Genomic DNA, 22,646 nt, shown 5'->3' with positions numbered 1-22,646 from the left:
CACTCGGCAGTCGGGGCTGCACCAATCACGGTCACGGCCGGAGGGTCTCCAGGTTCACCCACGCCTTGACCCATGCTGCCGGTGCGCCCGAACATACCGTTCGGGATCCGCATCGAACTGCTCGCGGCAGGCCGTCGCACAGAAGTAATAGCGCTTACCTTGGTATTCGGACTCCGCGGGGGCTGTCTTGTAGCTGACCTGCATGCCACAGACCGGATCCTCAAAAGACTTTTGCTCTTCTCGTTCACGTTTCATTGTTACCCTCTCCCTTTCACAGTTCACAATAATGCAGCTTTTGCTGCACCTTTCCCTTAACGGACCACCGCATCGGCGGGCTTGTCGAGGGTCGGGCGAGATTTGTCTTCCCAACGACGCTGGCCCTGGCCGTGATAAACGAGTGCTTTCATGGTGCTGCCTCCTTAGAGTGACGCAGCTCGGCAAGTGCGCATGCGGATTGATTCCTGGTTACGCCAGACGCTCCAGCGCCAGAGCCACCCCCTGGCCGCCGCCGATGCACAGGGTGACCATGCCACGGCGTACGTCATCCCGGACCATGGCGTGCAGTAGCCGGGTTGTCAGCACCGCGCCGGTGGCCCCGATAGGATGGCCATGCGCGATCGCACCACCTTCCACATTGACAATATCCTCGGCAAGCCCGAGCTCCCGGATCAGGGCAAGGACGATGGCCGCAAAGGCTTCGTTGATCTCGATGCGCTCGATATCGCCCAGGCTCCAGCCGGCACGCGCCAGCGCCTGTTGCACCGCCGGCACCGGGCCGAGACCGAAATAGCCGGGTTCCACCGCGCCAACGCCGTAGCTCACCAGCCGCGCCACAGGCTCGAGACCCTGGCGTTCCGCCCAGGCGCGATCAGCGACGATCATCGTCGCCGCGCCCGTGTTCAGCCCGGGAGCGTTGCCGGCGGTGATGGTGCCCTCCTTGCGGAAGGCTGGCCCGAGCTTGGCCAGGCCCTCGGCGGTGGCGTCGGGGCGATTGTGCTCGTCCCGTTCGAAAGCCACCGTACCCTTGCGGGATTTGAGCTCGACCGGCACGATCTCGGCGTCGAAGCGCCCAGCTGCCTGAGCCTCGCTGAAGCGCTGCTGGCTGCGCGCCGCCCAGCGGTCCTGATCCTCACGACTGATGCCGAAGCGGCTGACCAGATCCTCGGTGTGCCACCCCGAGTGCTGATCGGAAAAGGCATCGTTGAGCCCGTCGCGCAGCATGCTGTCGTAGATCTCGGCATTGCCCATACGATGGCCCCAGCGCCCGCGCAGATCCAGATAGGGCGCAAGGTCCATATTTTCCATCCCGCCGGCGATGACACAGTCGAGATGCCCGAGCATCACCTCCTGGGCGGCAGTGGCCACGGCCTGGGCACCGGAGCCGCAGACCCGGTTGACAGTCATCGCCGGTACCGACACCGGCAACCCCGCATGGATGGCCGCCTGGCGCGCAGGGTTCATCCTGGCGCCGGCCTGAATCACCTGACCCAGGACCACACTCTGCACGCCCTCGGGGGCCAGGCCCGAGCGACGCAGGCTCTCGGCGATGGCGATAGCTCCGAGCCCGGGTGCCGGCGTGTCCTTGAGCGTGCCACCGTAGGTGCCGATGGCTGTGCGTACCGGGGCGCAGAGAACGACATTGGATTCCTTCATGATTGATCACCTCGCGTATCTGTTTTGTCCTTGCCGAACCATGACCCGCCATAGAGCCCCTTGAACGCCATCTCGAAGACGCTGTCGCGGGTCGTGCCCGCAAGCGTCAGTGCCGAGGTGATCGAGTTGCTCATCAACGTCTCCCATCGCCGATAGGGGTTGCTGTGATCGACCGGCGTTGGCGTGGTCTCCACCCTCTCGGCCAGCCACTTCACTCCGGCCATCCAGGGCGCGAAGCGCTCCGAGAACATCAGGCGGCTGGTCCGTGCCGGATGCAGTTGGCGCAGCATCTCGGCCGACCAGGGGGTGGTGACCCGCCGCACCCAGGGCCCGACAAAGGTCTCGTAGAGGGCCACATTGCGTTTGGAGAGGGCTTTTACGCGCTCGAACTCCGGCGTCTGGTCGGGGTACTCCAGGTCTTCCACCTGACGTTCCTCGAAATGCACCTGGAACTGGGGCTTATGACAGTCCGGGTCGCCGGTGGGATTATCGATCTTCATCTCGTAGAGCCCGGGGGCAAGATCATTGAAATCGCCGACACTCTCAAGGATGGCCCGATGCTCCAGCCGTGCGACCTTGGCGGAAACGAAGATTCCCAGATGACCAACGTGTGGGTTGATCAGGTAGACGATGCGCTGGCCAGCGGCCTTGAGTGCCTTGGTGTCGGGGTACACTGCCGGAATCCAGTTGAGCGCCTGGTGCGGTGGGGTGATGTTGTCGCCACTGGAGGCGAAGATCACCAGCGGGTTGCGGATGCGCTTGAGGTCGACGGTGCAACCGGGATGGAGCTCAAGCTCGCCACGTTCCAGCTTGTTCCCGACGAAGAGATTCCCGACAATGGCAACGATCTCTTCCTTGCTCAGGCTATAGAAGCCGGTCCACCAACGTTCGAAGTCCAGGAACCGCTCGCGCTGGCCATCAATGTCGGCAAACAGCTGGTAGTCCTTCTGCCAAAAGGTATTTGCCGGCTTGAGGGATTCGAAGTTGGCCGCCAGGTGGGCGCCGTCGAAGCGTCCGTCCCCCAGGTCCGCCAGCAGGTGCGCCATCCAGGCGCCGCCCAGCAGTCCGCCGGCGAGGCGCATGGGATTGACGCCGGACTCGCCGGACCAGTAGGACAGCGGAGCGCCGTTAAGCACTGCCGGTCCGGCCAGGCCCTCACAATCCGCCGAGAGCAGCGCGATGGCCCAGCCTGCCTGACAGTTGCCGTAGAGCACCGGCGGTTTGCCGGGATGGCGCTCGGCCAGCGTCTCGACGAAGCGCCGCAGCACGTGCAACACGTCCTCCAGTGTCTGCCCGGGCATGGGCTCGGGGAAGAAGATCACGAAATAGACCGGGTGCCCCTCGTGGAGCGCCATGCCCACTTCGGAGTCTTGCTTGAAACCGCCGATACCGGGGCCATGACCGGCGCGCGGATCGACGATCATTACTGGCGGCCTGGTCTCGTCGAGGCAGTCGTCCAGAAAGTCCTCGCCGACCCGGGTGATGCGCAGCAAGGCGTAATTGGCAGGGCGCTCCAGCCGGCGGCCGTCCAGGATCATCTCATAGTCGAAGTCGAGCAGCGGTGGCTTGCCGGCCTGCTCATGCTCAAGCATGTTGTTGGCACGCTCGCGCAGGGTGTCCAGGTAGAGCACACCGCGCCGCCAAAGGTCGGCCTGGTAGGCGAACAGTTCCGCCACCGGGTTGCCCGGGGGGGGTGGCGTGTTCGTCGGGCGTGGCTATCGGGCCGGGCGCCTTGTCTATCGTTAGTTTGGTATTCATAGTGGCTTTACCTCTCAGTGTCAGAATACGGTTTGGTACAGGAATCGCCAGAATTCGCTCGACCCATGGGCAGAGACAGGACGAGGTGAAAGCCTGCAGCTTTTGACTCTTGCTAACCGCTAGCCTATGTGATCAAGCTGAATCTAAACTGAACACACTCGATGATATGAGATGTTCAAGCTCTATCACAGGTCTTCCATCTTTGCGCCTTGCGGTGTCCCGAACAACACGCATGGCGAGCGGTTGATTAACCCCCGACCGTGCCGCCGTCGCAATACGGCTCGTCAGTCATTGACAGATAACAGGGCAGCCAACATTATCCCCTCGGCCGAAAGCGCGGTCGAAGACAATTCCATCGCCGTAGCTGCGTTGCGGGAATGCATTTCCAAGACTGTGCGTAGCACACGCGCCACTGGCGTTTGAGCAGGCGGGCAGGCCCTTCTTCTCAGGCTCCAGGACAACAACCATGAAATGACTGCGAGTACCAGATGACCAGCCTGCTAAGCACCCAAGAGTTCTGGCAATACCTCAGCATCCCGGTGATTGCCGCCCTGATCGGCTGGAGCACCAACTGGCTCGCCATCAAAATGACCTTCTACCCCCTGGAGTTCATCGGCAAGCCACCGTTTCTTGGCTGGCAAGGCATCATCCCCTCCAAAGCCCGGAAAATGGCCGCCATCAGCGTAGACGCCACTATCTCCAAAATCGGCACCGTTCCGGAAATCTTCCAGCAGATCGACCCAAAGGTACTGGCCACCCACATTGTTCACTCCGTAGACCCTCGCATCGAAGAATACGTGGACGAAATGATGCTGGAGGAACACCCCATCTTCTGGGAAAACCTCCCGGCTTCTGCCCGGAAAATGGTTTACGACCGGGTCCGGAAGTCCACCCCTCAACGGGTCGACAACCTCGTTGAAGACATCTCCGGCAACATCGAAGATCTGCTGGACATCAAGGGCATGGTGATCGAGCGCCTGGCGAGCGACAAGGAACTGCTGAACCGGATCTTTCTTGAATGCGGTGAAGTCGAGTTCCGCTTTATCATCAACTCCGGTCTCTACTTCGGCTTCCTGTTCGGCCTGATTCAGATGGCTGTCTGGTATGTGTATCCGGGCTGGTGGGTGCTGCCGTTCTTCGGCTTGCTGGTTGGCTGGGCCACCAACTGGATTGCACTCAACGTCATCTTCCGCCCGTTACGGGCGAAAAAAATCGGGCCGTTCCGGGTGCAGGGCCTGTTTCTCAAGCGACAGCCGGCGGTGGCGGAGTCCTTCTGCCACATCGTCACCCATGAAATCCTCACCGTTGGCAACATCATTAACGCGATTCTCGACGGCCCCAAGGGCGACCGGGCCCGCAACATGGTAAAGAAACACATCAAGCCGCTGGTGGATGAAACCGCCGGCATGGGCAAGGCACTGACCCAGGTGGCTTTTGGCCCCACCGGGTTTGCCTCCCTGAAAAACAGGGTTGGCGAGAAGGCCATCACAATATCCCAGACGTCCTTCAACAACCCCGTATTCGAGAAAGACCGGGCAAGGGCCGTCGAATCCATTATGGTGGAGCGAATGATTGCCCTGTCCTCCGAGGAGTTTCAGGACCTGCTCCGGCCCTGCTTCCAGGAAGATGAAATCAAACTGATCCTGGTAGGCGCCTTCCTGGGCTTCGGTGCCGGTATCGGCCAACTGGTCTTCGTGTTCGGCGAATCCTTCCTGTAAATTCCGGCTTCAATTCGCGGGCTTAGCCTGTGCAAGGATGCATCATACCTCTATACTCACCGAAACGGAGGTTCACTACTTCGAGCAGGTTCGACCCGGAGGCAACGGATGCCAGGTTTTCTTTCCTGGATTTCAGGATTATTCTCTACCTCACAATCCGCACCACCCGCCCCGGAGGCGCGGCTTTTCAATCCGGCACCGGAAGACCCGGCCAATGCCCCCCAGGACACTGGCCCCCAACTCGCCCAGCAACTGGAAGATCACCTGTTCTGCTGGCTGCTGGACGCCGAGCCTCGCGCTCTGAAGGCCGATCTCTCGACCTCCGGAGATGTTCTGGGGGAACTGCACCAACGCCTCTCCAATAACCGGGTGGACGAACTTCCCAGGCAACCCATGAGCCTGCCAATGCTGATGCGGGCGCTGTCCGACGAATCCGCGGATCGTCAGCGGCTCACCGACATCATTCTCGGGGACCCTTCACTGACGGATCAGCTCCTGCAGATTGCCAACAGCCCCTATTTCCGTCCTGGGGACCATTCCATTGAGTCGGTGGATCAGGCAGTCTTTGTGCTCGGAGTCGATGGCATCCGGAATGTCATCGCCGCTGCGGTGATGCGCCCGATGATGGCCGCCAGGAACAGCCGTGAAGCGCTTTTCGGTCAGCGGGCGTGGCGCTGGGGGCTGACCTGCGCGCGAGCATCGGAACTTATTGCGAAAATACATGGAGAGGACACCAGCGGCCATTTCATGGTGGGATTGCTGCCTTCACTGGCCTACATCACCATTCGGCGGGAGCTCCAGCGGATCTGCCGGTCCCGGACAACCAGCGCAGAGCCGGAGCCGGCACTGATTCGCCATGCACTGGCCCGCTACCAATGGGCCACCTGCCAGTTACTGGCCAATGAGTGGGATCTGCCGCCCAAGTACCACGCCTACCTTCTGGCCGCGGAGCGCCCTGCCCCGAGACAGAAACATACCCCCCTGACCGACGGCATGGTGATCGGTACCCGGGAAGTCCTGAGGCACGCCCATCAACGCAACCTCGCCGAAGAGGACCTGCCCAGGGTGGTCCGGCTGACAGATGACCAGATCAGCAACGTCCGCAGGGCACTTCAGACCATGCTCCGGGAAGGCGGGCGCTCAACCGTCAGAAGCTGAGACCGGCTCCGGTCCGGCCTGCGAACGGGTCTTTTGCGAGCCTCCCTGGCCGCGCAACAACTCGGCAAATGTCGGGGTTTCATCGGTTCTTTGTGTTCCCACCAGCTCCGCGGGAATCACATTCGGGAGCCGGTCCACAACCCGGTCTTCATCGTTGCGGACAACCCTCAGTACGTCACCCACGGTAATCAGATCCAGTGCCCGGCCGGGCGCAAGCTGATCGCCCTGGCGCCCGGCCAGTGTCAGCAGGCCCGCCCGGATCAACTTGTCGCTCAGGGCACGGGTCACTTCGCCCGGCACTTTCAACTGGTGCTCAAGCGCCTCCTGCTGAGGCGCCGGCTTGCCTTCACTGAAAGGTTTGGCCACCAGCCACATGGTTGCCAGTGCGACCTTCTCCTGCAACTCAGGCGCCAGTTGTACCTGACATCGTTTGGCCACCGAACCGGGATTCTGCAGATAAAACGTCAGGCTGGCACCGAGCAGCAGAATCATCCAGTTCAGGTAGATCCAGATCAACAGGATAATGCCTATGGCGAAACTGGAATAGATGGCCGCGTACTTGGTGGTCCCCGCCACAAACGATGCGAACAGCATACCACCCGCCTGCCATGAAACCCCGGCCACAAGCCCACCAATCGCAGCAAAACGTAACTTGACCCGGGTATTGGGCATGAACACATAAACAAAGGTAAAGGCACCAACCACAAGGAAGAAGGGGGTAAAACGACTGGCGACAAGAATTACAGAGCCAAAGGGCTCAATCTCAATGAGTTTCTGAACAACCGCCGAGGAAAAAATGGTGGCACTGACACCAATCGCTGACACCATCAGAAGCGGACCAACCATGATCACGCTCAGGTAGTTGCTGAAGCGCTGTGACATGGAGCGCATGTCTGGCACCCGCCAGATCATGTTGAAGGAGCGCTCAATCTTCTGAAGCAGGGAAACAACCGTGTAAACCAGCAAGGCAAGGCCGACGGACCCCAGCACACCGACTTTCATGTTATCGACAAATCCCAGAATCCGTTCCGCAAGCTCGATGCCCTGCGGCCCAAGGGGCTGAAAAAACTGGAACAGGAACGGCTCCATTCGCTGGTGCACACCCAGCGCTTTCAGCACTGAGAAGCTCAGGGCAAGTAACGGCACAATACTCAGCAAGGTGGTATAAACCAGGCTCATAGCATGGAGCGTCAGTTGCCCGCTGAGCACATCCCGAGTTATCGCGTACACGGTGCGCCCGACCTTGTACAACCAGGTCCAGGGCCAGCTCTGGGGCGGGTTGGGGTTGGCCAGAATCCAGCTCTCCGCAGCCTGGAGTCGTTCTTTGAATTGGAATGAAGCCACTATAGGTCCTGTCGTTCCTTGTTTTATTCAGTTTATCAGACAGATATCCAGTCGGGACCTAGTATGGCTGATTCACGGCCTTTTGCGAGAGTCTGAATCACAATATAGTCAAACGTGAGGGCGCACTGCCGCCGAAGTGGTTTACTCAGCCCCCGACGCCAGGTTGACAGCAGTAATACCGACAATGCGCTGCCGCGCTTCCCGGCTGGCCCAGGCAGAGTGCGGGGTAATGATCAGGTTTGGAATATCGTCCGCCAGCAGGGGGTTGCCGTGCCGGGGCGGCTCCTCGGTCAGTACATCGAACCCGGCACCGCCGATTTCGCCGGCCCTCAGGGCGTCCGCCAGTGCCTGCTCGTTCACCAGACCACCCCGGCTGGTGTTGATCAGCAGTGAATCAGGCTTCATCAGTTTCAGTTCACGGGCACCAATCAGGTCACGGGTCTCATCCGTGAGCAGGCAATGGAGTGACAGCACATCCACCCGCGGCAGCAGTTCTTCCAGAGGAATCCGGGGGTAATCATCCACGACTCCCGCTCCCTGACCCGGCCGTGCACCCAACACGACTTTCATTCCGAATGCAGCCGCACGCTCTGCCACCCCCTGACCCAGGTCACCGTAGCCGACAATTCCGAGGGTGCGCCCTTCCAGCTCCATGATCGGATGATCCATCAGGCAGAACATGTCACTCCGGCCCCAATGCCCGGCCTGGACATCCCGGCTGTAATCCAGCAACCGTGTGGCCAGTGCCAGCATCAGTGCCATGGTGTGCTGCGCCACCGTGGCACGGCCGTAGTTGGTCACGTTCATCACCTTGATGCCGTGATCCTTCGCCGCCGCCTGGTCAATGTTGTTCAGGCCCGTAGCCACCACCGCAATGGCCGTCAGCTCCGGACAAGCCTCGAAATGCTCCCGGCTGAGCACCACCTTGTTGACCAGAACCGTATCAAAGCCCCGGATCCGCTCCAGCACCTGCTCCGGAGCAGTCCAGTCATACCTTTCAAGCCCGCCGGTCACCGATTCGATGGGCGACAGATCGACATCATCGCCGAGCGTCTTGGCATCAAGGAATACCGCTTTCATACTATTCTCCCGAATCCAGTTAGTCACAGATTAAGGTAGACTGGATCAAACGTCCAAGAACAGGGTGAAAACCATGGAACACCAATTCTGGCACGAACGCTGGGTCAAGAAGGAAATCGGCTTTCACGAAGGCACCGTCAATCAGTATCTCCATGACCACTGGCCCGAACTCGCCGGCAAGGGCACCGACGCCGTCTTTGTCCCCCTCTGCGGCAAAGCCCACGACATGTGGTGGCTCTACGACCGCGGCCACCCGGTCATCGGCGTGGAACTGAGCAAAATAGCCTGCAAGGACTTCTTCGAGGAGGCCGGGGAAAAAGCCAGGGTACACCCCGGAGAGCCCTTCACCACTTTCAGGCACGACGGCCTGCAACTCTGGTGCGGAGACTTCTTCCAGTTGGCTCCCCACGACCTCCGGCATGTCCGCCTCGTCTACGACCGCGCCGCCCTCATTGCCCTGCCCCCGAACATGCGCAAGCGCTATGTGGAACACCTGACCGCCATCATACCGGACGGCACCCGAGTCCTCCTGATCACCCTCGACTACGCCACCGAAATAAAAGGCCCGCCGTTCAACGTCAGCAACGAGGAGGTGCAGGTGCTCTACCAGGACGACTACAAAATCGAACACATCCTGACCAACACCCTGGCCAAGGATCACCCGTTCACCAAACGAAAAGGCCTGGAAGGCGCGACAGAAAGCGTGTTTCGCCTGACCAAGCTGTAGTGCGCGAGGGCGACTCCACGAGGCCTGACCGGAGTGTATCGGGGGGCTCCAGCCCCCCGGAACTAGCCCCAAAGCCCGGCCAGAGCTACAAAAACACCACACCCGCCCAACACAATTTAATGAACCTTAACCACTCCACTACTGTCCAACCTCGCGAGCGTGAACTAAGCTCACAGTAGACAAGCCGACCACGACCTGGTCGTTTACCGGCTTGTAAGTATCCATTCCTTCCACCCATAACTAAATAAACCGCCCGAATGGGCGGAGCTGACTGCAACGGGGAAATTGCGTGAACTGAAAGCTGAAGATACAGCGAGCGAGGGCGATCTATGAGCATACTGCAGCACTTCAAAGACCGGTATGAGAGTACCCAGGAAGAAGAATACAGCCTGGAGGAATACCTGGAGATCTGCAAAAAGGACCCAACGGCCTATGCCGCGGCCGCTGAGCGAATGTTACTTGCCATCGGCGAACCAGAACTCGTCGATACCTCCCGTGATCAGAGACTGTCACGCATCTTTTCCAATAAGGTCATCAAGCGTTACCCGGAATTTTCCGAGTTTTACGGCATGGAAGATGCTGTCGAAAACATCGTGTCTTTCTTCCGCCACGCGGCCCAGGGCCTGGAAGAGAAGAAACAGATTCTTTACCTGCTCGGCCCGGTCGGTGGCGGTAAATCCTCCCTGGCTGAAAAACTTAAGTCACTGATGCAGAAGGTGCCTTTCTATGCCATAAAGGGTTCGCCGGTGAACGAATCGCCGCTTGGCCTGTTCGACCCGGCTGAGGATGCCCGGATTCTGGAAGAGGAATACGGCATCCCGGCCCGCTACCTGAAAACCATCATGTCCCCCTGGGCCGTCAAACGACTGCACGAATATGGCGGCGATATCAGCCAGTTCCGGGTGGTCAAAAAATACCCCTCGGTACTTGACCAGATCGGCGTGTCCAAGACCGAGCCCGGCGACGACAACAACCAGGACATTTCCGCCCTCGTGGGCAAGGTCAACATCCGCATGCTGGAAGATTTTTCCCAGGATGACCCGGATGCCTACAGCTTCAGCGGTGGCCTGTGTAAGGCCAACCAGGGCCTGATGGAGTTTGTGGAGATGTTCAAGGCACCGATCAAGGTACTGCATCCACTGCTGACCGCCACCCAGGAAGGCAACTACAACACCACAGAGGGCATGGGTTCGGTGCCGTTCGACGGCATGATCCTGGCCCATTCGAACGAATCCGAATGGCAGACCTTTCGCAATAACAAGCACAACGAAGCCTTCCTTGACCGAGTCTACATCGTCAAGGTGCCTTACTGTGTGCGGGTGACAGAAGAAATCGAAATCTACAAGAAACTGCTGAGCAACAGCTCTCTGGAAGGCGCCCCCTGTGCACCTGACACTCTGGACATGCTCGCGCAGTTCTCCGTGCTATCACGAATTAAAGAGCCTGAAAACTCCAGCATTTTCTCGAAGATGCGAGTATACGACGGCCAGAATATCAAGGATACCGACCCGAAAGCCAAATCCATCCAGGAGTACCGGGATGCCGCCGGCGTGATGGAAGGCATGGATGGTCTCTCGACCCGGTTCGCCTTCAAGATCCTGTCCAAGGTGTTCAACTTCGACACCACCGAAGTAGCCGCCAACCCGGTACACCTGCTCTATGTTCTGGAAAAGCAGATTGAACAGGAGCAGTTTCAGTCCGAAACCCATGAGAAATACCTCAGGTTTATCAAGGAATTCCTGGCACCGCACTATGTCCGGTTCATTGGCAAGGAAATCCAGACCGCGTATCTGGAAAGCTACAGCGAGTACGGCCAGAATCTGTTCGACCGCTATGTCACCTATGCCGATTTCTGGATTCAGGACCAGGAATACCGGGATCCGGAGACCGGCGAAATCCTCGACCGCTCGTCCATCAACGATGAGCTGGAGAAGATCGAAAAGCCGGCTGGCATCAGCAACCCGAAGGATTTCCGGAACGAGGTGGTCAACTTTGTGCTGCGGGCACGGGCCAACAATCAGGGCCGCAACCCGTCCTGGCTGAGCTATGAAAAGCTGCGCAGTGTGATCGAGAAGAAGATGTTCTCGAACACAGAAGACCTGCTGCCAGTGATCTCCTTCAACCCGAAAGCCAGTCAGGAAGATCAGAACAAGCACAAGCAGTTCGTCGAGCGTATGGTCGATCGAGGCTACACGGAGAAGCAGGTACGGCTCCTGGCCGAATGGTACCTGCGGGTTCGCAAGTCTCACTAAGTCAGTGACCACTCACTGAACTGGAGTTACGCCATGGGAATGACCCACATAGTCGACCGGCGACTGAACGGTAAGAACAAGAGTGCGGTGAACCGGGAACGGTTCCTGCGCCGCTACCGCCACCACATCAAGCGAGCAGTGGCGGATGCGGTGCAGAAGCGCTCGATTACAGACATAGAGCGGGGCGAGAAAGTCAGCATTCCGTCCCGGGACATTGAAGAACCCATCTTCCACCACGGTCAGGGCGGCCGGCGGGAGGTGGTTCATCCCGGCAACCAGGAGTTTGTGGCCGGGGACACCATCCCGAAGCCCGAAGGCGGAGGTGGCCAGGGTTCCGGACAGGGGCAAGCCAGCCCGGATGGAGAGGGTATGGACGAATTCGCCTTCCAGATCACCCAGGAAGAGTTCCTGGATTTCCTGTTCGACGATCTGGAGCTGCCCAACCTTGCCCGCAAAAAACTCAAAGACACCGAAGCATTCAAATACGTCCGCTCCGGTTTCAGCACCCAGGGGGTGCCGGCCAAGCTGGATGTCGTGCGCTCCCTGCGCGGCGCCCACGCCCGGCGCCTGGGTCTTGGCGGTGCCCGCAAGAAAAAAATCCGGGATCTGGAGAAACAACTGAAAGCCCTGAAATCCGCGCCGCACGATCTGGACCCGGCGTTCAGCCATGAAGACCAGATTCAGGTTCTGGAGGAGGAAATTGCCCGGCTGAAAGCGAATGTAAAGCGAATCCCGTTCATTGATGAAATCGACCTGCGCTACCGCCAGCACCTGAAGCAGCCGCAACCGGCCACCAGCGCTGTGATGTTCTGTCTGATGGATGTATCCGGGTCCATGACCCAGATGCACAAGGACATCGCCAAGCGCTTTTTCATCCTGCTGTACCTGTTCCTGAAGAAGAACTACAAGAAGATCGAAGTGGTCTTCATTCGCCACCACACCAGCGCCAAGGAAGTGGACGAGGAGGAGTTCTTCTATTCCCGGGAAACCGGCGGCACCATCGTCTCCAGCGCCCTGAAACTGATGCGCAAGATTGTTGAATCCCGCTATTCTCCGTCCGAGTGGAATATCTACGCGGCACAGGCGTCAGACGGCGATAACTGGAATGACGATTCCCCGGTGTGCAGCAAGATTCTGGCCGACAGTATTTTGCCGCTGGTCCAGTACTTTGCCTATGTGGAAATCACGCCGCAGGATCACCAGATGCTCTGGTATGAATACGAGAAGATCCACGAACGCTTTCCCCAGAGCTTTGCATTACAGCAGATCGCCGACCCCGGCGAGATCTATCCGGTGTTTCGCCAGTTGTTTGAGAGGAAAGCCGCATGACCAACCTCATGGGGCGCCTGAACCTGCCGGGAAGTAACCAGCCCAGAGCCCGGGAGCCAATCTCCACGGGTTCTGAATGGACCTTCGAGCTGGTCCGGAAATACGACGACGAAATCGCCAAATGCGCCGCTGAGTTCGGTCTGGACACCTACCCCAACCAGATTGAGGTGATCAGTGCTGAACAGATGATGGACGCCTACAGCTCCGTGGGCATGCCCGTTGGCTACCATCACTGGTCCTTTGGCAAGCAGTTCCTCAGTACCTCAAAGGGATACCAGCGCGGCCAGATGGGGCTGGCCTACGAGATCGTCATAAACTCCAATCCCTGCATCGCTTACCTGATGGAGGAGAATACCCTGCCAATGCAGGCGCTGGTGATTGCCCACGCCTCCTATGGCCACAATTCCTTCTTCAAGTGCAATTACCTGTTCCGCACCTGGACCGACGCCAGCGCGATTATTGACTACCTGGTGTTCGCCCGGAATTACGTGGCGGAATGCGAGGAGCGTTACGGCGTGGACGCGGTGGAGGAGATTCTGGATTCCTGCCATGCCATGATGAACTATGGCGTAGACCGCTACAAGCGGCCGGCCCCCATCTCCGCCTCGGAGGAAATGCGGCGGCAGAAGGAACGGGAGGAATACCAGCAACGGCGCATCAACGACCTGTGGCGCACCATCCCGAAAATGGACGAGGATGACGACCCGGTGAAGCGGCGCAAGCGCTACCCTGAGGAACCGCAGGAAAACATTCTCTATTTCATCGAAAAAAACGCCCCGCTGCTGGAAACCTGGCAGCGGGAAATCATTCGCATCGTGCGCAAGCTGGCCCAGTATTTCTACCCCCAGCGCCAGACCCAGGTGATGAACGAGGGCTGGGCCACCTTCTGGCACTATACCCTGTTGCACCGCATGTACGACAAAGGCCTGGTGAACGACGGCTTCATGCTCGAATTCCTCCAGAGCCATTCGGCTGTGGTTTATCAACCGCCGTTTAACAGCCCCTGGTACTCCGGCATCAACCCCTACACCCTGGGTTTTTCCATTTTCACGGACCTTCGCCGGATCTGTGAGAAGCCGACGGATGAAGACCGCCACTGGTTCCCGGACATTGCCGGCAGTGACTGGCTGGAAACCCTGCATTTCGCGATGAAAAATTTCAAGGACGAAAGCTTTATCCAGCAGTTCCTCTCGCCCAAGGTGATGCGGGATCTGAAGCTGTTCGCAATCCAGAACGACGACCAGGAAGATGTGTACCGGGTAACCGCCATCCACGACGACCCCGGCTACCGGGATCTGCGAGAAAAACTGGCCCGCCAGTACAACCTCAGTTACCGTGAGCCAAACATTCAGGTGTGGAACGTCGATGTGCGCGGTGACCGCTCACTGACCCTGAGGCACATACCGGTAGACCGGGTGCCACTCGGCAAGGAGACTGAGGAAGTGCTGCGCCACGCACACCGGTTATGGGGCTTTGATGTGCACCTGGAAAGCGTGGACGAAGGTATCACGGTCCAGGAATACCACTGCCCACCCCAGGAATTCGAGGAGGATTGATCTGGAACCCACGGGCACTCTCGGGCCGGTTCTGGCCGGCCCGGTTCTGCGTCATGCTGCACCAGACTCGCTGGCGCTCTGGTTAACCATCAGTGAGAAGGTGACTTTTTCGATTCGGGTGTTCAGCGGAGAACAATGCCTGCTGGACCGCCCGGTAACCGACCGCGAGATAACCCGGCTCAGGATTGGCACCCGGGCCTGGCTGAATCTTTTGAGTATACAACCAGACTCTTCCCTGCCCCGGGACACCCGCCTTGACTATGACCTCGGGCTGGCTGGTGATAACGATCCCAACAGAAAGTGGATCCGGGACTGGGCCCCTCACCTGTGTCCTGACGGCCGGAAGCGCCCCGGCTTCACCCTGAAATCAAAACTGGATCGTATTCTCCACGGCTCCTGCCGAAGACCACACCACCCTGCCGGTGACGGGCTGGTCCGTGTGGACGAGGAACTGGGCAAGGCAGAGCAACTGGAGGATATTCCCTCACTGCTGCTCATGACCGGCGACCAGATCTACGCCGACGACGTGGCCGGCCCGATGCTGCACGCCATTCACTGCGTTATCCACCAACTTGGCCTTTATCAGGAGATACTCGAGGGAGCCTCCCTGAGCCACAGCCGCGAACTGACGTCGATGGCAAACGCCTACTACCACCGGGATGCCCTGCTGCCGGAATCCGAATTCAATGAGGACCTGGCCGAGCGCTTCTTCGGCGGCGTGCGCAAGCCGGTTTTTACGACCGCCAACGCCGGTAACCACCTGATTTCATTCGCCGAGATCATGGCCATGTACCTGCTGGTATGGTCACCAGAACCCTGGGCCCTGGTCACAGAAGCCGAACCCGTGGACAAGCCAGGGGAACTGGCCCGGTACCGGAAAGAGCGGGAAGTGATCAATGCCTTCCGAAAAGACCTTCCGCGAGCAGCCCGTGCGTTGGCCAATGTACCGGTGTACATGATCTTCGATGATCACGATATCACCGATGACTGGAACCTCTCGGCACTTTGGGAGACAACGGCCTACGAGCACCCGTTTTCCCGGCGCATCATTGGCAATGCGCTGCTGGGGTATCTGCTGTGCCAGGGCTGGGGCAACCAGCCTGATAACTTCGGCGACCTCATTGATCTGTGCCGGCAGTTGCTGGATGCAGAGAAGGACCAGAATGAACTGGACAAAGAAATCCAGGACGAGCTGATCAACCGGTTATTCCACTTTCATCGCTGGCACTACAGCCTGCCCACCTCGCCCCGACTGATGGTACTGGATACCCGCACCCACCGCTGGCGAAGCGAGATTCGCCGTAGGCACCCGTCCGGGCTGATGGACTGGGAGTCATTGACCGATTTTCAGCAGGAGATCATGGGGGAGAAAGCCGTTGTTGTGGTCTCAGCCGCACCCATGTTCGGGGTGAAGCTGATCGAGATGATTCAGCGAGTGTTCACCTTCTTTGGCAAGCCACTGTTGGTGGATGCTGAAAACTGGATGGCACACCGGGGGGCCGCCAACGTGCTGCTCAACATCTTCAGGCACCCCCGAACGCCCCGGCACTTCGTGGTTCTCTCGGGAGATGTCCACTACTCCTTTGCCTATGACGTGCGGCTGCGCCATACAAAAAAAGGCCCCCGTATCTGGCAGATTACCAGCAGTGGCATCAAGAATGAGTTTCCCAATGCCCTGCTGGAGTGGCTGGACCGCCTCAATCGCTGGCTGTTCGCGCCCTGGTCGCCTCTGAACTGGTTCACCAAAAGGCGGCGAATGAGGATTTCACCCAGGCTTCCCGAGGGACGGGATGCCGGAGAGCGACTCTGGAATCACTCAGGAATCGGAGACGTGAGGCTGAACGACGAGGGCGTACCCACCACCATCCGGCAACTGGACGCCGGCGGCGGGGGTACCCTCTTTCAGCAGCGTAAAGACGACTGATCAGGCCTTGACGGACGGGAGCCCGGACAGGGCCATGGCCAGTTCCTGCTCGTCGTATTCGTGGTCACTCAGGTCGCCGGCGAAATAGGAGGTGTAAGCCGCCATATCGAAGTGACCGTGGCCACAGAGGTTAAACAGAATCACCTCTTCCCTGCCTTCCCGCTTGCAGCGCAGGGCTTCGTCGATGGCGCCCTTGACTGCGTGGTTGGCTTCCGGGGCGGGCACGATGCCCTCGTTACGGGCAAACAGCACGCCAGCCTCGAAGCATTCACGTTGCGTGTAGGCCACCGCATCAAACAGGCCCAGCTCCTTGGCGTGGGACACCATCGGCGCCATGCCATGATAACGCAGGCCACCGGCATGGAAACCCGGCGGCGTAAACCCAGAACCCAGCGTGTGCATCTTGGTCAGCGGCGTCATCTGGGCAGTATCGCCGTAATCATAGGCGTACCTGCCGCGGGTGAGGGTCGGACAGGCCGAGGGCTCCACCGCAACGATCCGGGATTTTTCACCACCCCGTAGCGCATGGCCCATAAACGGGAAGGCAATGCCGGCAAAGTTGGAACCACCACCGGTGCAGCCCACGATGACATCCGGCCAGCAGTCCGCCATTTCCATCTGCTGCATGGCTTCCAGACCAATGATGCTCTGGTGCAATAACACATGGTTCAGTACCGAGCCCAGGGCGTACTTGGTGTTCGGATCCTGCACCGCCAGTTCCACCGCCTCTGAAATGGCAATCCCCAGACTGCCGGTGTGGTCCGGGTTGTCCGCCAGCACCTTGCGCCCGAATTCGGTCAGCTCCGAGGGCGAGGCCACACACCTGGCACCGTAGGTTTCCATCACCGCCCGGCGATAGGGTTTCTGGTTGTAGGAGACCCGCACCTGAAACACGGTAACGTCAATATCAAACAGCGAACCCGCGAAGGACAGGGATGTGCCCCACTGACCCGCGCCGGTTTCCGTAGTGAGGGTACGAATGCCCGCTTCACGGTTGTAAAAGGCCTGGGGAATGGCGGTATTGGGCTTGTGGCTGCCTGCCGGGCTCACGCCTTCATACTTGTAGAAAATCTTCGCCGGTGTACCAAGCGCCTTCTCGAGACGATGAGCCCGGTATAACGGGGCCGGGCGCCAGAGTTTGTAGACGTCACGCACCGGCTCGGGAATCTCGATTTCCCGCTCCGTGGTCACTTCCTGTTCGATCAGCGCCATCGGGAACAGTGGTTCAAGGTCCGACGGCCCTACTGGCTGCTGAGTCCCCGGGTGCAGCACCGCCGGCAGCGGTTCCGGAAAGTCCGCCTGCAGGTTGTACCAGTACGTCGGCATCTGGCTCTCTTCGAGAAGGAACTTGGTTTGCATGATTCTGAATGTCCTCAGTTTGGTGTGGTTATGAGACTGGCAACCAGGACGCAAGCATACCCACCAGCCACGGCACCAGCAAGGCGGTGGCAAAAGCCGAGAGCGCCATCGCCAGCCCGGAAAAGGCCCCCATCTGGGAGCTCACCTGGAAGGCCCGGGCAGTCCCGATGCCGTGGGCCGCGACGCCCATGGCAATGCCTTTGGCGGTGTCATCCCGCACCCGGACCCACTCGAACAGCTTGGTACCGAGCACGGCGCCGGTGATCCCGGTGATCACCACCAGCACGGCGGTCAGCGAGGGAAGCCCGCCTATCTTCTCGGAGATGCCCATAGCCACGGGCGCAGTCGCCGATTTTGGTGCCAGGGACATCTGGATTTCCATGGAGCCGCCAAGCAGCCGGGCCAAACCAATGGAGCTGCCGGCAGCAATCACCACGCCACAGAACAGTGAGATCGTTACCGGCAACCAGAGTTGGCGTAGTCTGGAAAATTGTTGGTACAGGGGAACAGCCAGGGCAACTGTGGCCGGCCCCAGCAGGAAATGAACAAACTGGCCACCTTCAAAGTAGTCATTGTAGGAAGTGCCGGTAGCCAGCAACAGAATGATAAGCATCGCAACCGAGGTGACCACCGGGTTGGCCAGGGGATTGGAGTTGGTTTTCAGGTATAGCCGGTAGGCCAGGCCATAGGCCACCAGGGTAATGGTAAGCCCCAGCAGCGGAGAGGCCGACAGGTATACCCAGATGTCTTTCAGGCCCGACTCATTCATCACGCCCACCTTTCCCGGCGAGGGGCCTGGTAAACCAGCGAGTGGTCACCTGCATGATCAGGGCGGTGGCCACCATGGTGATCACGGTACTCAGAAGCAGAGCCAGAGTGATCGGCACCCACTCGTCGGCAATGCGGCCAAAATGCGCCATCATGCCCACACCAGCAGGCACGAACAGCAGCGAGAGGTGGCTGAGCAAAGCCGTAGACGCCTGATCAACCGATACCGGCGTCCTTCCCCGGATCATCAGGGTAATAAATAGCATGACCATGCCAAGCACCGGCCCGGGAATCGGCAGGCCCAGCAGACGAACCGTGATCTCCCCCACCAACTGGTACACCAGAAGGAGGGTAATACCATTCAGGAACTGCATGCGGCGATATCCCGGTCAGTTATGGTTCTGGACTCTGGCGTTAAATAATACTCTGACATGACCCACAATAACCCAAAATCAGGGAACTTTCTGGCCGGGAGGATCGTGTCCTGAAGCCGTTATCAGTATACTTGCAACAGTTAAGTAAAATACCTGGACACTCGTGGAGAGACACAAGGAATGAAACGCCTGGGAACCCTGGATGCCTCTTGGCTGGCCGTAGAATCTGAAGACACCCCGATGCACGTGGGCAATCTGCAGATCTTTTCGCTACCCGAAGGCGCCCCTGAAACCTTTCTTCGGGACATGATCACCCGCATGAAAGAAACCGGGGACGTAGCGCCTCCGTGGTGCTACAAGCTTGCCTGGTCCGGTTTTCTGGGCCGGGTGCTGGCGCCCGCCTGGAAAACCGATAAGGACATCGACCTGGATTACCACGTCCGCCACTCTGCCCTGCCCCGACCGGGCGGTGAACGTGAACTGGGCATTCTGGTTTCGCGGCTGCACTCCAACCCCCTTGATTTTGCGCGTCCGCTCTGGGAGTGCCATGTCATCGAAGGGCTGGAGAACAATCGCTTTGCCTTGTACACCAAGATGCATCACTCCATGATTGATGGCATCAGTGGTGTTCGCCTGATGCAACGGGTGCTGACCACAGACCCGGATAAAAAGGACATGTCTCCCCCCTGGTCGGTTCAGCCAGAACGCCGCCGGGGCAGCAAAACCGATTCCGAAGCCAGCGTACCGGCCGCATTTTCACAGGCCATGGATGCCCTCAAACTGCAAGCGGATATGGCACCGAGGCTGTGGCAGGCAGGGAACCGGCTGGTCCATTCGGTCCGCCATCCGGAGGATGGCCTCACCGCGCCTTTCACCGGGCCGGTGTCGAAGATCAATCACCGGGTAACCGGCCAGCGCCGGTTTGCCACCCAGCATTATCAGCTGGAACGCATCAAAGCGCTCTCCCACGTATCCGGCGGCTCCCTGAACGATATCGTGCTGTACCTCTGCGGGACCGCCCTCCGGCGCTTCCTGCTTGAGCAGGATGAGTTACCCGACACCCCCCTCACGGCTGGCATACCGGTAAATATCCGGCCAGCCGATGACCAGGGCACAGGCACCCAGATCAGCTTTATGATCGCCTCCCTGGCGACCGACGAACCGGACCCGCTGACGCGACTGCAAAATATCAAGACCTCAAGCCGGCGTGCGAAGGAACACCTGCAGAAGCTGCCCAAGAGCGCACTGACCCAGTACACCATGTTGCTGATGTCGCCCTACATTCTCCAACTGATGTCCGGGCTGGGCGGGCGCATGCGCCCGGTGTTCAACGTTACCATCTCCAACGTACCCGGCCCCCAGAGAACGCTCTACTATGAGGGTGCCAGGCTGGAGGCCATGTACCCGGTGTCATTGATTACCCACGGTGGCGCACTGAACATTACCTGCCTGAGTTATGCGGGTTCCCTGAACTTCGGCTATACCGGTTGCCGGGATACCCTGCCAAGCATGCAAAAACTGGCGGTGTATACCGGAGAGGCACTGAATGAGCTGGAAAGTCTGATTTTGCCGCCGCCGTCGACGCCTGGAGCCGCAACAAAAAAAACGGGAACTGCTGCAAAACCCCGGGCATCGCGAAAGAAGGCCGCACCGAAAGAGTGAAGGTGTCCGGCCGGGTCATGACTCAGCCCGGGCTTTTCCAGTTGGCAGCGCCCACGAAGATCAGTTGAAGGAAGCGGGTAGTCCGCTTCCGGATCTGCCCAATCTGGTAATCATCATCCGGTGAAACACCCAACAGGTCAGTCAGGCTGAAGGCGACGCTTCGCACCACCAGATCAGCGGTCATATCCAGATCCTGGTCGGTAAGGTGATCCACCAGTCTCAGTCTGCGCAAGTCGTTGGCCAGCTCGCTGGCGAAGAACCGCATTTCGCTGCGGATGCCCTCCTGCACCGCCCGGCTCTCACCGGCAAGCCCCTGGGCCATGAACATGAAAAAGCTCCGGTTGGCCTGGGCATGACTAATGAAGATGGCCACGGACTCTTCAATCAGTTTGTCCGCCTGCAACACATTGGCCCGGGCCTCACGCATCATCCGGCGCAATACCAGCCCCAGCTCATCCACCAGCTGCAAGCCCAGGTCATCCATATTGCGGAAGTGGCGATAGAACGAGGTTGGCACCACCCCGGCCTGCCGCGTTACCTCCCGGATGCCCAGACTGGCGAAATGCCGTTCCTTCCCCACCAGTGTTAACGCCGCATTCATCAGTTTTTCGCGGGTTTCACCGGGCCTTCTTCGTTGTTTTTCCACCATCGCCTGCCCGTACTGACTGCTGTTGATCAATGGCTGACAAGTGTACACATCCCGAAAAATAAAAGTACAGAAAGCGTGTCATTTTGCGCCAATGCACAGACATTCATTGCCCCCTTCTACAGCCCTGTGTACATTCGTACACATAAGAGAACACATGTACACATTGATGCAGTATAACTATGGGAGACAACCACCATGTTAGCGAAACAGGCCCGGAGCCGAACACTGCACTGGCTTGGCAGGCAGCTATTTAACCGGGATGATCCGGCTGGTTTTTTCGACCCGCTGCTTGAGCCCATCAAGCCGATGTGGGTACAAGGGTACACACCAGCACGGGTGGAACAGATCATCCAGGAAACCCCGGATACCAAAACCCTGGTACTTCAGCCGTCCCGGAGATGGCCCGGATTCAGGGCCGGTCAGCATGTGAACATCTGTATTGATGTGGGTGGCATTCGCCGTAACCGCAGCTTCAGTCTCTCGAGTTCCCCGATTCTCTGGCAGGAACAGGGGCGGGCAACTCTAACCATCAAACGCCTGCCGGGCGGACGAGTGACCAACTGGATACACGATGACCTCCAGACCGGCACGGTGATCGGAATCGGTGAGGCCTTTGGTGACTTTCAGATTCCCGAACCGGCGCAACCGGTGCTGTTTATCGCGGGAGGCAGCGGGATCACCCCGGTGCTGAGCCAGCTTGCAACCATGGCCGCCACCAATTACCGGGCACCGGTGACGCTGCTGTATTTCGTGCGCACAGCGGACGACGTAATCGCCCGGGAAACACTTCAGGCGCTGGCAGCCCGCTACGGTGCTCTGACCCTGCACATCATCACAACCCACGAGACAGATGCACCCCGCTACCTGTGCGATGCGGATCTTGACGCAATACCCGGAATCAAAGCACGGCAAGTTTACCTTTGCGGCCCGAAAGGGCTGATGGACCTGGCCCGGGAACTGCTCCACCAGCATGGCATTGCCGACACAGACATCCACAGCACGTTCTTTTCGGTGCCACAGGCAAACCTGGGTAACGAGGCGCTGGGCGGGCAGGTCCGGCTTGCCGGAAGCGGGCTCGACGTCGGGTCCGAGGGCGATACCAGCTTACTGGATATCGCAGAAGCCGCAGGCCTGTCACCCCGCTATGGCTGTCGGATGGGCATTTGTCATCAGTGCAGCTGCCGAAAAACCGCCGGCACCGTCATTAATCGCCTGACCGGTCAGGCCTCCGGCCCCGGTGAAGAAAACATTCAGCTTTGCATCTCGGTGCCCAGGGGCCCGGTTTCCATCGACATTTAATGACCGACACTCGGTTTCATCGCGGAGCCCTGGAGT

At 59.1% G+C, this 22,646-nt stretch carries 18 protein-coding genes; 9 read left to right on the top strand and 9 right to left on the bottom strand.

All coding sequences use genetic code 11. The features are described from left to right. Positions 1–54: 54 nt before the first annotated feature. From QPL96_RS13745 to QPL96_RS13735, 3 genes are all read right to left on the bottom strand, one after another. Positions 55–255: a YHS domain-containing protein gene (locus QPL96_RS13745; protein ID WP_303287882.1), complete on the bottom strand. Its 201-nt coding sequence runs from the start codon at positions 253–255 to the stop codon at positions 55–57. Positions 256–465: 210 nt separating this feature from the next. Continuing rightward, the gene (locus QPL96_RS13740) at positions 466–1,653 is read right to left on the bottom strand and encodes an acetyl-CoA C-acetyltransferase (RefSeq protein ID WP_303287881.1); all 1,188 of its coding nucleotides are present in this window, start codon (positions 1,651–1,653) and stop codon (positions 466–468) included. Continuing rightward, complete coding sequence (locus tag QPL96_RS13735; RefSeq protein WP_303287880.1) at positions 1,650–3,329, bottom strand: DUF3141 domain-containing protein; 1,680 nt, start codon at positions 3,327–3,329, stop codon at positions 1,650–1,652. The genes QPL96_RS13740 and QPL96_RS13735 overlap by 4 nt, the downstream gene beginning before the upstream one ends. 570 nt (positions 3,330–3,899) lie before the next feature. Here QPL96_RS13735 and QPL96_RS13730 point away from each other — a divergent pair. Continuing rightward, positions 3,900–5,129, top strand: a complete 1,230-nt coding sequence (locus QPL96_RS13730; protein WP_303287879.1) for a DUF445 domain-containing protein — start codon at positions 3,900–3,902, stop codon at positions 5,127–5,129. A gap of 108 nt (positions 5,130–5,237) precedes the next feature. Further along, entirely contained in the window at positions 5,238–6,287 is a 1,050-nt protein-coding gene (locus QPL96_RS13725; protein WP_303287878.1) for an HDOD domain-containing protein, read from the top strand. Here the strand turns inward: QPL96_RS13725 and QPL96_RS13720 are convergent. Together QPL96_RS13720 and QPL96_RS13715 are read right to left on the bottom strand one after the other, a co-directional pair. Continuing rightward, positions 6,270–7,631 (bottom strand): YihY/virulence factor BrkB family protein, encoded by a 1,362-nt coding sequence (locus QPL96_RS13720; RefSeq protein ID WP_303287877.1) that lies wholly within the window; start codon positions 7,629–7,631, stop codon positions 6,270–6,272. The genes QPL96_RS13725 and QPL96_RS13720 overlap by 18 nt on opposite strands. A gap of 141 nt (positions 7,632–7,772) precedes the next feature. Beyond that, the gene (locus tag QPL96_RS13715; protein ID WP_303287876.1) at positions 7,773–8,711 is read right to left on the bottom strand and encodes a D-2-hydroxyacid dehydrogenase; all 939 of its coding nucleotides are present in this window, start codon (positions 8,709–8,711) and stop codon (positions 7,773–7,775) included. A gap of 73 nt (positions 8,712–8,784) precedes the next feature. Between QPL96_RS13715 and tmpT the strand changes: the two genes are divergently transcribed. The 5 genes from tmpT to QPL96_RS13690 all read left to right on the top strand — a co-directional run bounded on the left by tmpT (position 8,785) and on the right by QPL96_RS13690 (position 16,499). Beyond that, positions 8,785–9,438, top strand: coding sequence for a thiopurine S-methyltransferase (gene tmpT / locus QPL96_RS13710; RefSeq protein WP_303287875.1), 654 nt, complete (start codon positions 8,785–8,787; stop codon positions 9,436–9,438). Between the two features lie 329 nt (positions 9,439–9,767). Next, entirely contained in the window at positions 9,768–11,690 is a 1,923-nt protein-coding gene (locus tag QPL96_RS13705) for a PrkA family serine protein kinase (RefSeq protein ID WP_303287874.1), read from the top strand. Positions 11,691–11,723: 33 nt separating this feature from the next. Beyond that, a complete protein-coding gene (locus QPL96_RS13700) occupies positions 11,724–13,019 on the top strand; it encodes a YeaH/YhbH family protein (RefSeq protein WP_303287873.1) in 1,296 nt (431 codons plus the stop codon). After that, entirely contained in the window at positions 13,016–14,575 is a 1,560-nt protein-coding gene (locus QPL96_RS13695) for a SpoVR family protein (protein WP_303287872.1), read from the top strand. The genes QPL96_RS13700 and QPL96_RS13695 overlap by 4 nt, the downstream gene beginning before the upstream one ends. Then, entirely contained in the window at positions 14,496–16,499 is a 2,004-nt protein-coding gene (locus QPL96_RS13690; protein ID WP_303287871.1) for an alkaline phosphatase D family protein, read from the top strand. The genes QPL96_RS13695 and QPL96_RS13690 overlap by 80 nt, the downstream gene beginning before the upstream one ends. On the opposite strand, the gene QPL96_RS13685 is transcribed toward QPL96_RS13690, so the two are convergent. Genes QPL96_RS13685 through QPL96_RS13675 form a run of 3 tightly spaced genes read right to left on the bottom strand, consistent with a single transcriptional unit; the run spans position 16,500 to position 19,000 of the window. Continuing rightward, entirely contained in the window at positions 16,500–17,858 is a 1,359-nt protein-coding gene (locus QPL96_RS13685) for a TrpB-like pyridoxal phosphate-dependent enzyme (RefSeq protein WP_303287870.1), read from the bottom strand. A gap of 28 nt (positions 17,859–17,886) precedes the next feature. Beyond that, positions 17,887–18,627 carry an LrgB family protein gene (locus QPL96_RS13680; RefSeq protein ID WP_303287869.1) on the bottom strand — a complete coding sequence of 247 codons (741 nt, stop codon included), beginning with the start codon at positions 18,625–18,627 and terminating at the stop codon, positions 17,887–17,889. Then, the gene (locus QPL96_RS13675; protein WP_303287868.1) at positions 18,620–19,000 is read right to left on the bottom strand and encodes a CidA/LrgA family protein; all 381 of its coding nucleotides are present in this window, start codon (positions 18,998–19,000) and stop codon (positions 18,620–18,622) included. The genes QPL96_RS13680 and QPL96_RS13675 overlap by 8 nt, the downstream gene beginning before the upstream one ends. Before the next feature lie 180 nt (positions 19,001–19,180). Between QPL96_RS13675 and QPL96_RS13670 the strand changes: the two genes are divergently transcribed. Then, positions 19,181–20,662: a wax ester/triacylglycerol synthase family O-acyltransferase gene (locus QPL96_RS13670; protein ID WP_303287867.1), complete on the top strand. Its 1,482-nt coding sequence runs from the start codon at positions 19,181–19,183 to the stop codon at positions 20,660–20,662. 22 nt (positions 20,663–20,684) lie between these two features. Here the strand turns inward: QPL96_RS13670 and QPL96_RS13665 are convergent, their stop codons facing one another. Continuing rightward, entirely contained in the window at positions 20,685–21,311 is a 627-nt protein-coding gene (locus QPL96_RS13665; protein WP_339750540.1) for a TetR family transcriptional regulator, read from the bottom strand. Between the two features lie 195 nt (positions 21,312–21,506). On the opposite strand from QPL96_RS13665, the gene QPL96_RS13660 reads away from it, so the two are divergent. Beyond that, the gene (locus QPL96_RS13660) at positions 21,507–22,610 is read left to right on the top strand and encodes a ferredoxin reductase (protein ID WP_303287865.1); all 1,104 of its coding nucleotides are present in this window, start codon (positions 21,507–21,509) and stop codon (positions 22,608–22,610) included. The last annotated feature ends 36 nt before the right edge of the window (positions 22,611–22,646 follow it).

The sequence above is a fragment of the Marinobacter sp. SS8-8 genome (genome assembly GCF_030540945.1).
Taxonomy (GTDB): Bacteria; Pseudomonadota; Gammaproteobacteria; order Pseudomonadales; family Oleiphilaceae; genus Marinobacter.
This window is presented reverse-complemented; position numbering and strand designations above follow the sequence as displayed.

What these genes read in the sequence shown, in the direction of transcription:
- QPL96_RS13745 (WP_303287882.1), bottom strand. Translation starts at nt 255, where the DNA reads ATGAAACGTGAACGAGAAGAGCAAAAGTCTTTTGAGGATCCGGTCTGT.
- QPL96_RS13740 (WP_303287881.1), bottom strand. Translation starts at nt 1,653, where the DNA reads ATGAAGGAATCCAATGTCGTTCTCTGCGCCCCGGTACGCACAGCCATC.
- QPL96_RS13730 (WP_303287879.1), top strand. Translation starts at nt 3,900, where the DNA reads ATGACCAGCCTGCTAAGCACCCAAGAGTTCTGGCAATACCTCAGCATC.
- QPL96_RS13725 (WP_303287878.1), top strand. Translation starts at nt 5,238, where the DNA reads ATGCCAGGTTTTCTTTCCTGGATTTCAGGATTATTCTCTACCTCACAA.
- QPL96_RS13715 (WP_303287876.1), bottom strand. Translation starts at nt 8,711, where the DNA reads ATGAAAGCGGTATTCCTTGATGCCAAGACGCTCGGCGATGATGTCGAT.
- tmpT (WP_303287875.1), top strand. Translation starts at nt 8,785, where the DNA reads ATGGAACACCAATTCTGGCACGAACGCTGGGTCAAGAAGGAAATCGGC.
- QPL96_RS13705 (WP_303287874.1), top strand. Translation starts at nt 9,768, where the DNA reads ATGAGCATACTGCAGCACTTCAAAGACCGGTATGAGAGTACCCAGGAA.
- QPL96_RS13700 (WP_303287873.1), top strand. Translation starts at nt 11,724, where the DNA reads ATGGGAATGACCCACATAGTCGACCGGCGACTGAACGGTAAGAACAAG.
- QPL96_RS13695 (WP_303287872.1), top strand. Translation starts at nt 13,016, where the DNA reads ATGACCAACCTCATGGGGCGCCTGAACCTGCCGGGAAGTAACCAGCCC.
- QPL96_RS13690 (WP_303287871.1), top strand. Translation starts at nt 14,496, where the DNA reads ATGTGCACCTGGAAAGCGTGGACGAAGGTATCACGGTCCAGGAATACC.
- QPL96_RS13685 (WP_303287870.1), bottom strand. Translation starts at nt 17,858, where the DNA reads ATGCAAACCAAGTTCCTTCTCGAAGAGAGCCAGATGCCGACGTACTGG.
- QPL96_RS13680 (WP_303287869.1), bottom strand. Translation starts at nt 18,627, where the DNA reads ATGAATGAGTCGGGCCTGAAAGACATCTGGGTATACCTGTCGGCCTCT.
- QPL96_RS13675 (WP_303287868.1), bottom strand. Translation starts at nt 19,000, where the DNA reads ATGCAGTTCCTGAATGGTATTACCCTCCTTCTGGTGTACCAGTTGGTG.
- QPL96_RS13670 (WP_303287867.1), top strand. Translation starts at nt 19,181, where the DNA reads ATGAAACGCCTGGGAACCCTGGATGCCTCTTGGCTGGCCGTAGAATCT.
- QPL96_RS13665 (WP_339750540.1), bottom strand. Translation starts at nt 21,311, where the DNA reads ATGGTGGAAAAACAACGAAGAAGGCCCGGTGAAACCCGCGAAAAACTG.
- QPL96_RS13660 (WP_303287865.1), top strand. Translation starts at nt 21,507, where the DNA reads ATGTTAGCGAAACAGGCCCGGAGCCGAACACTGCACTGGCTTGGCAGG.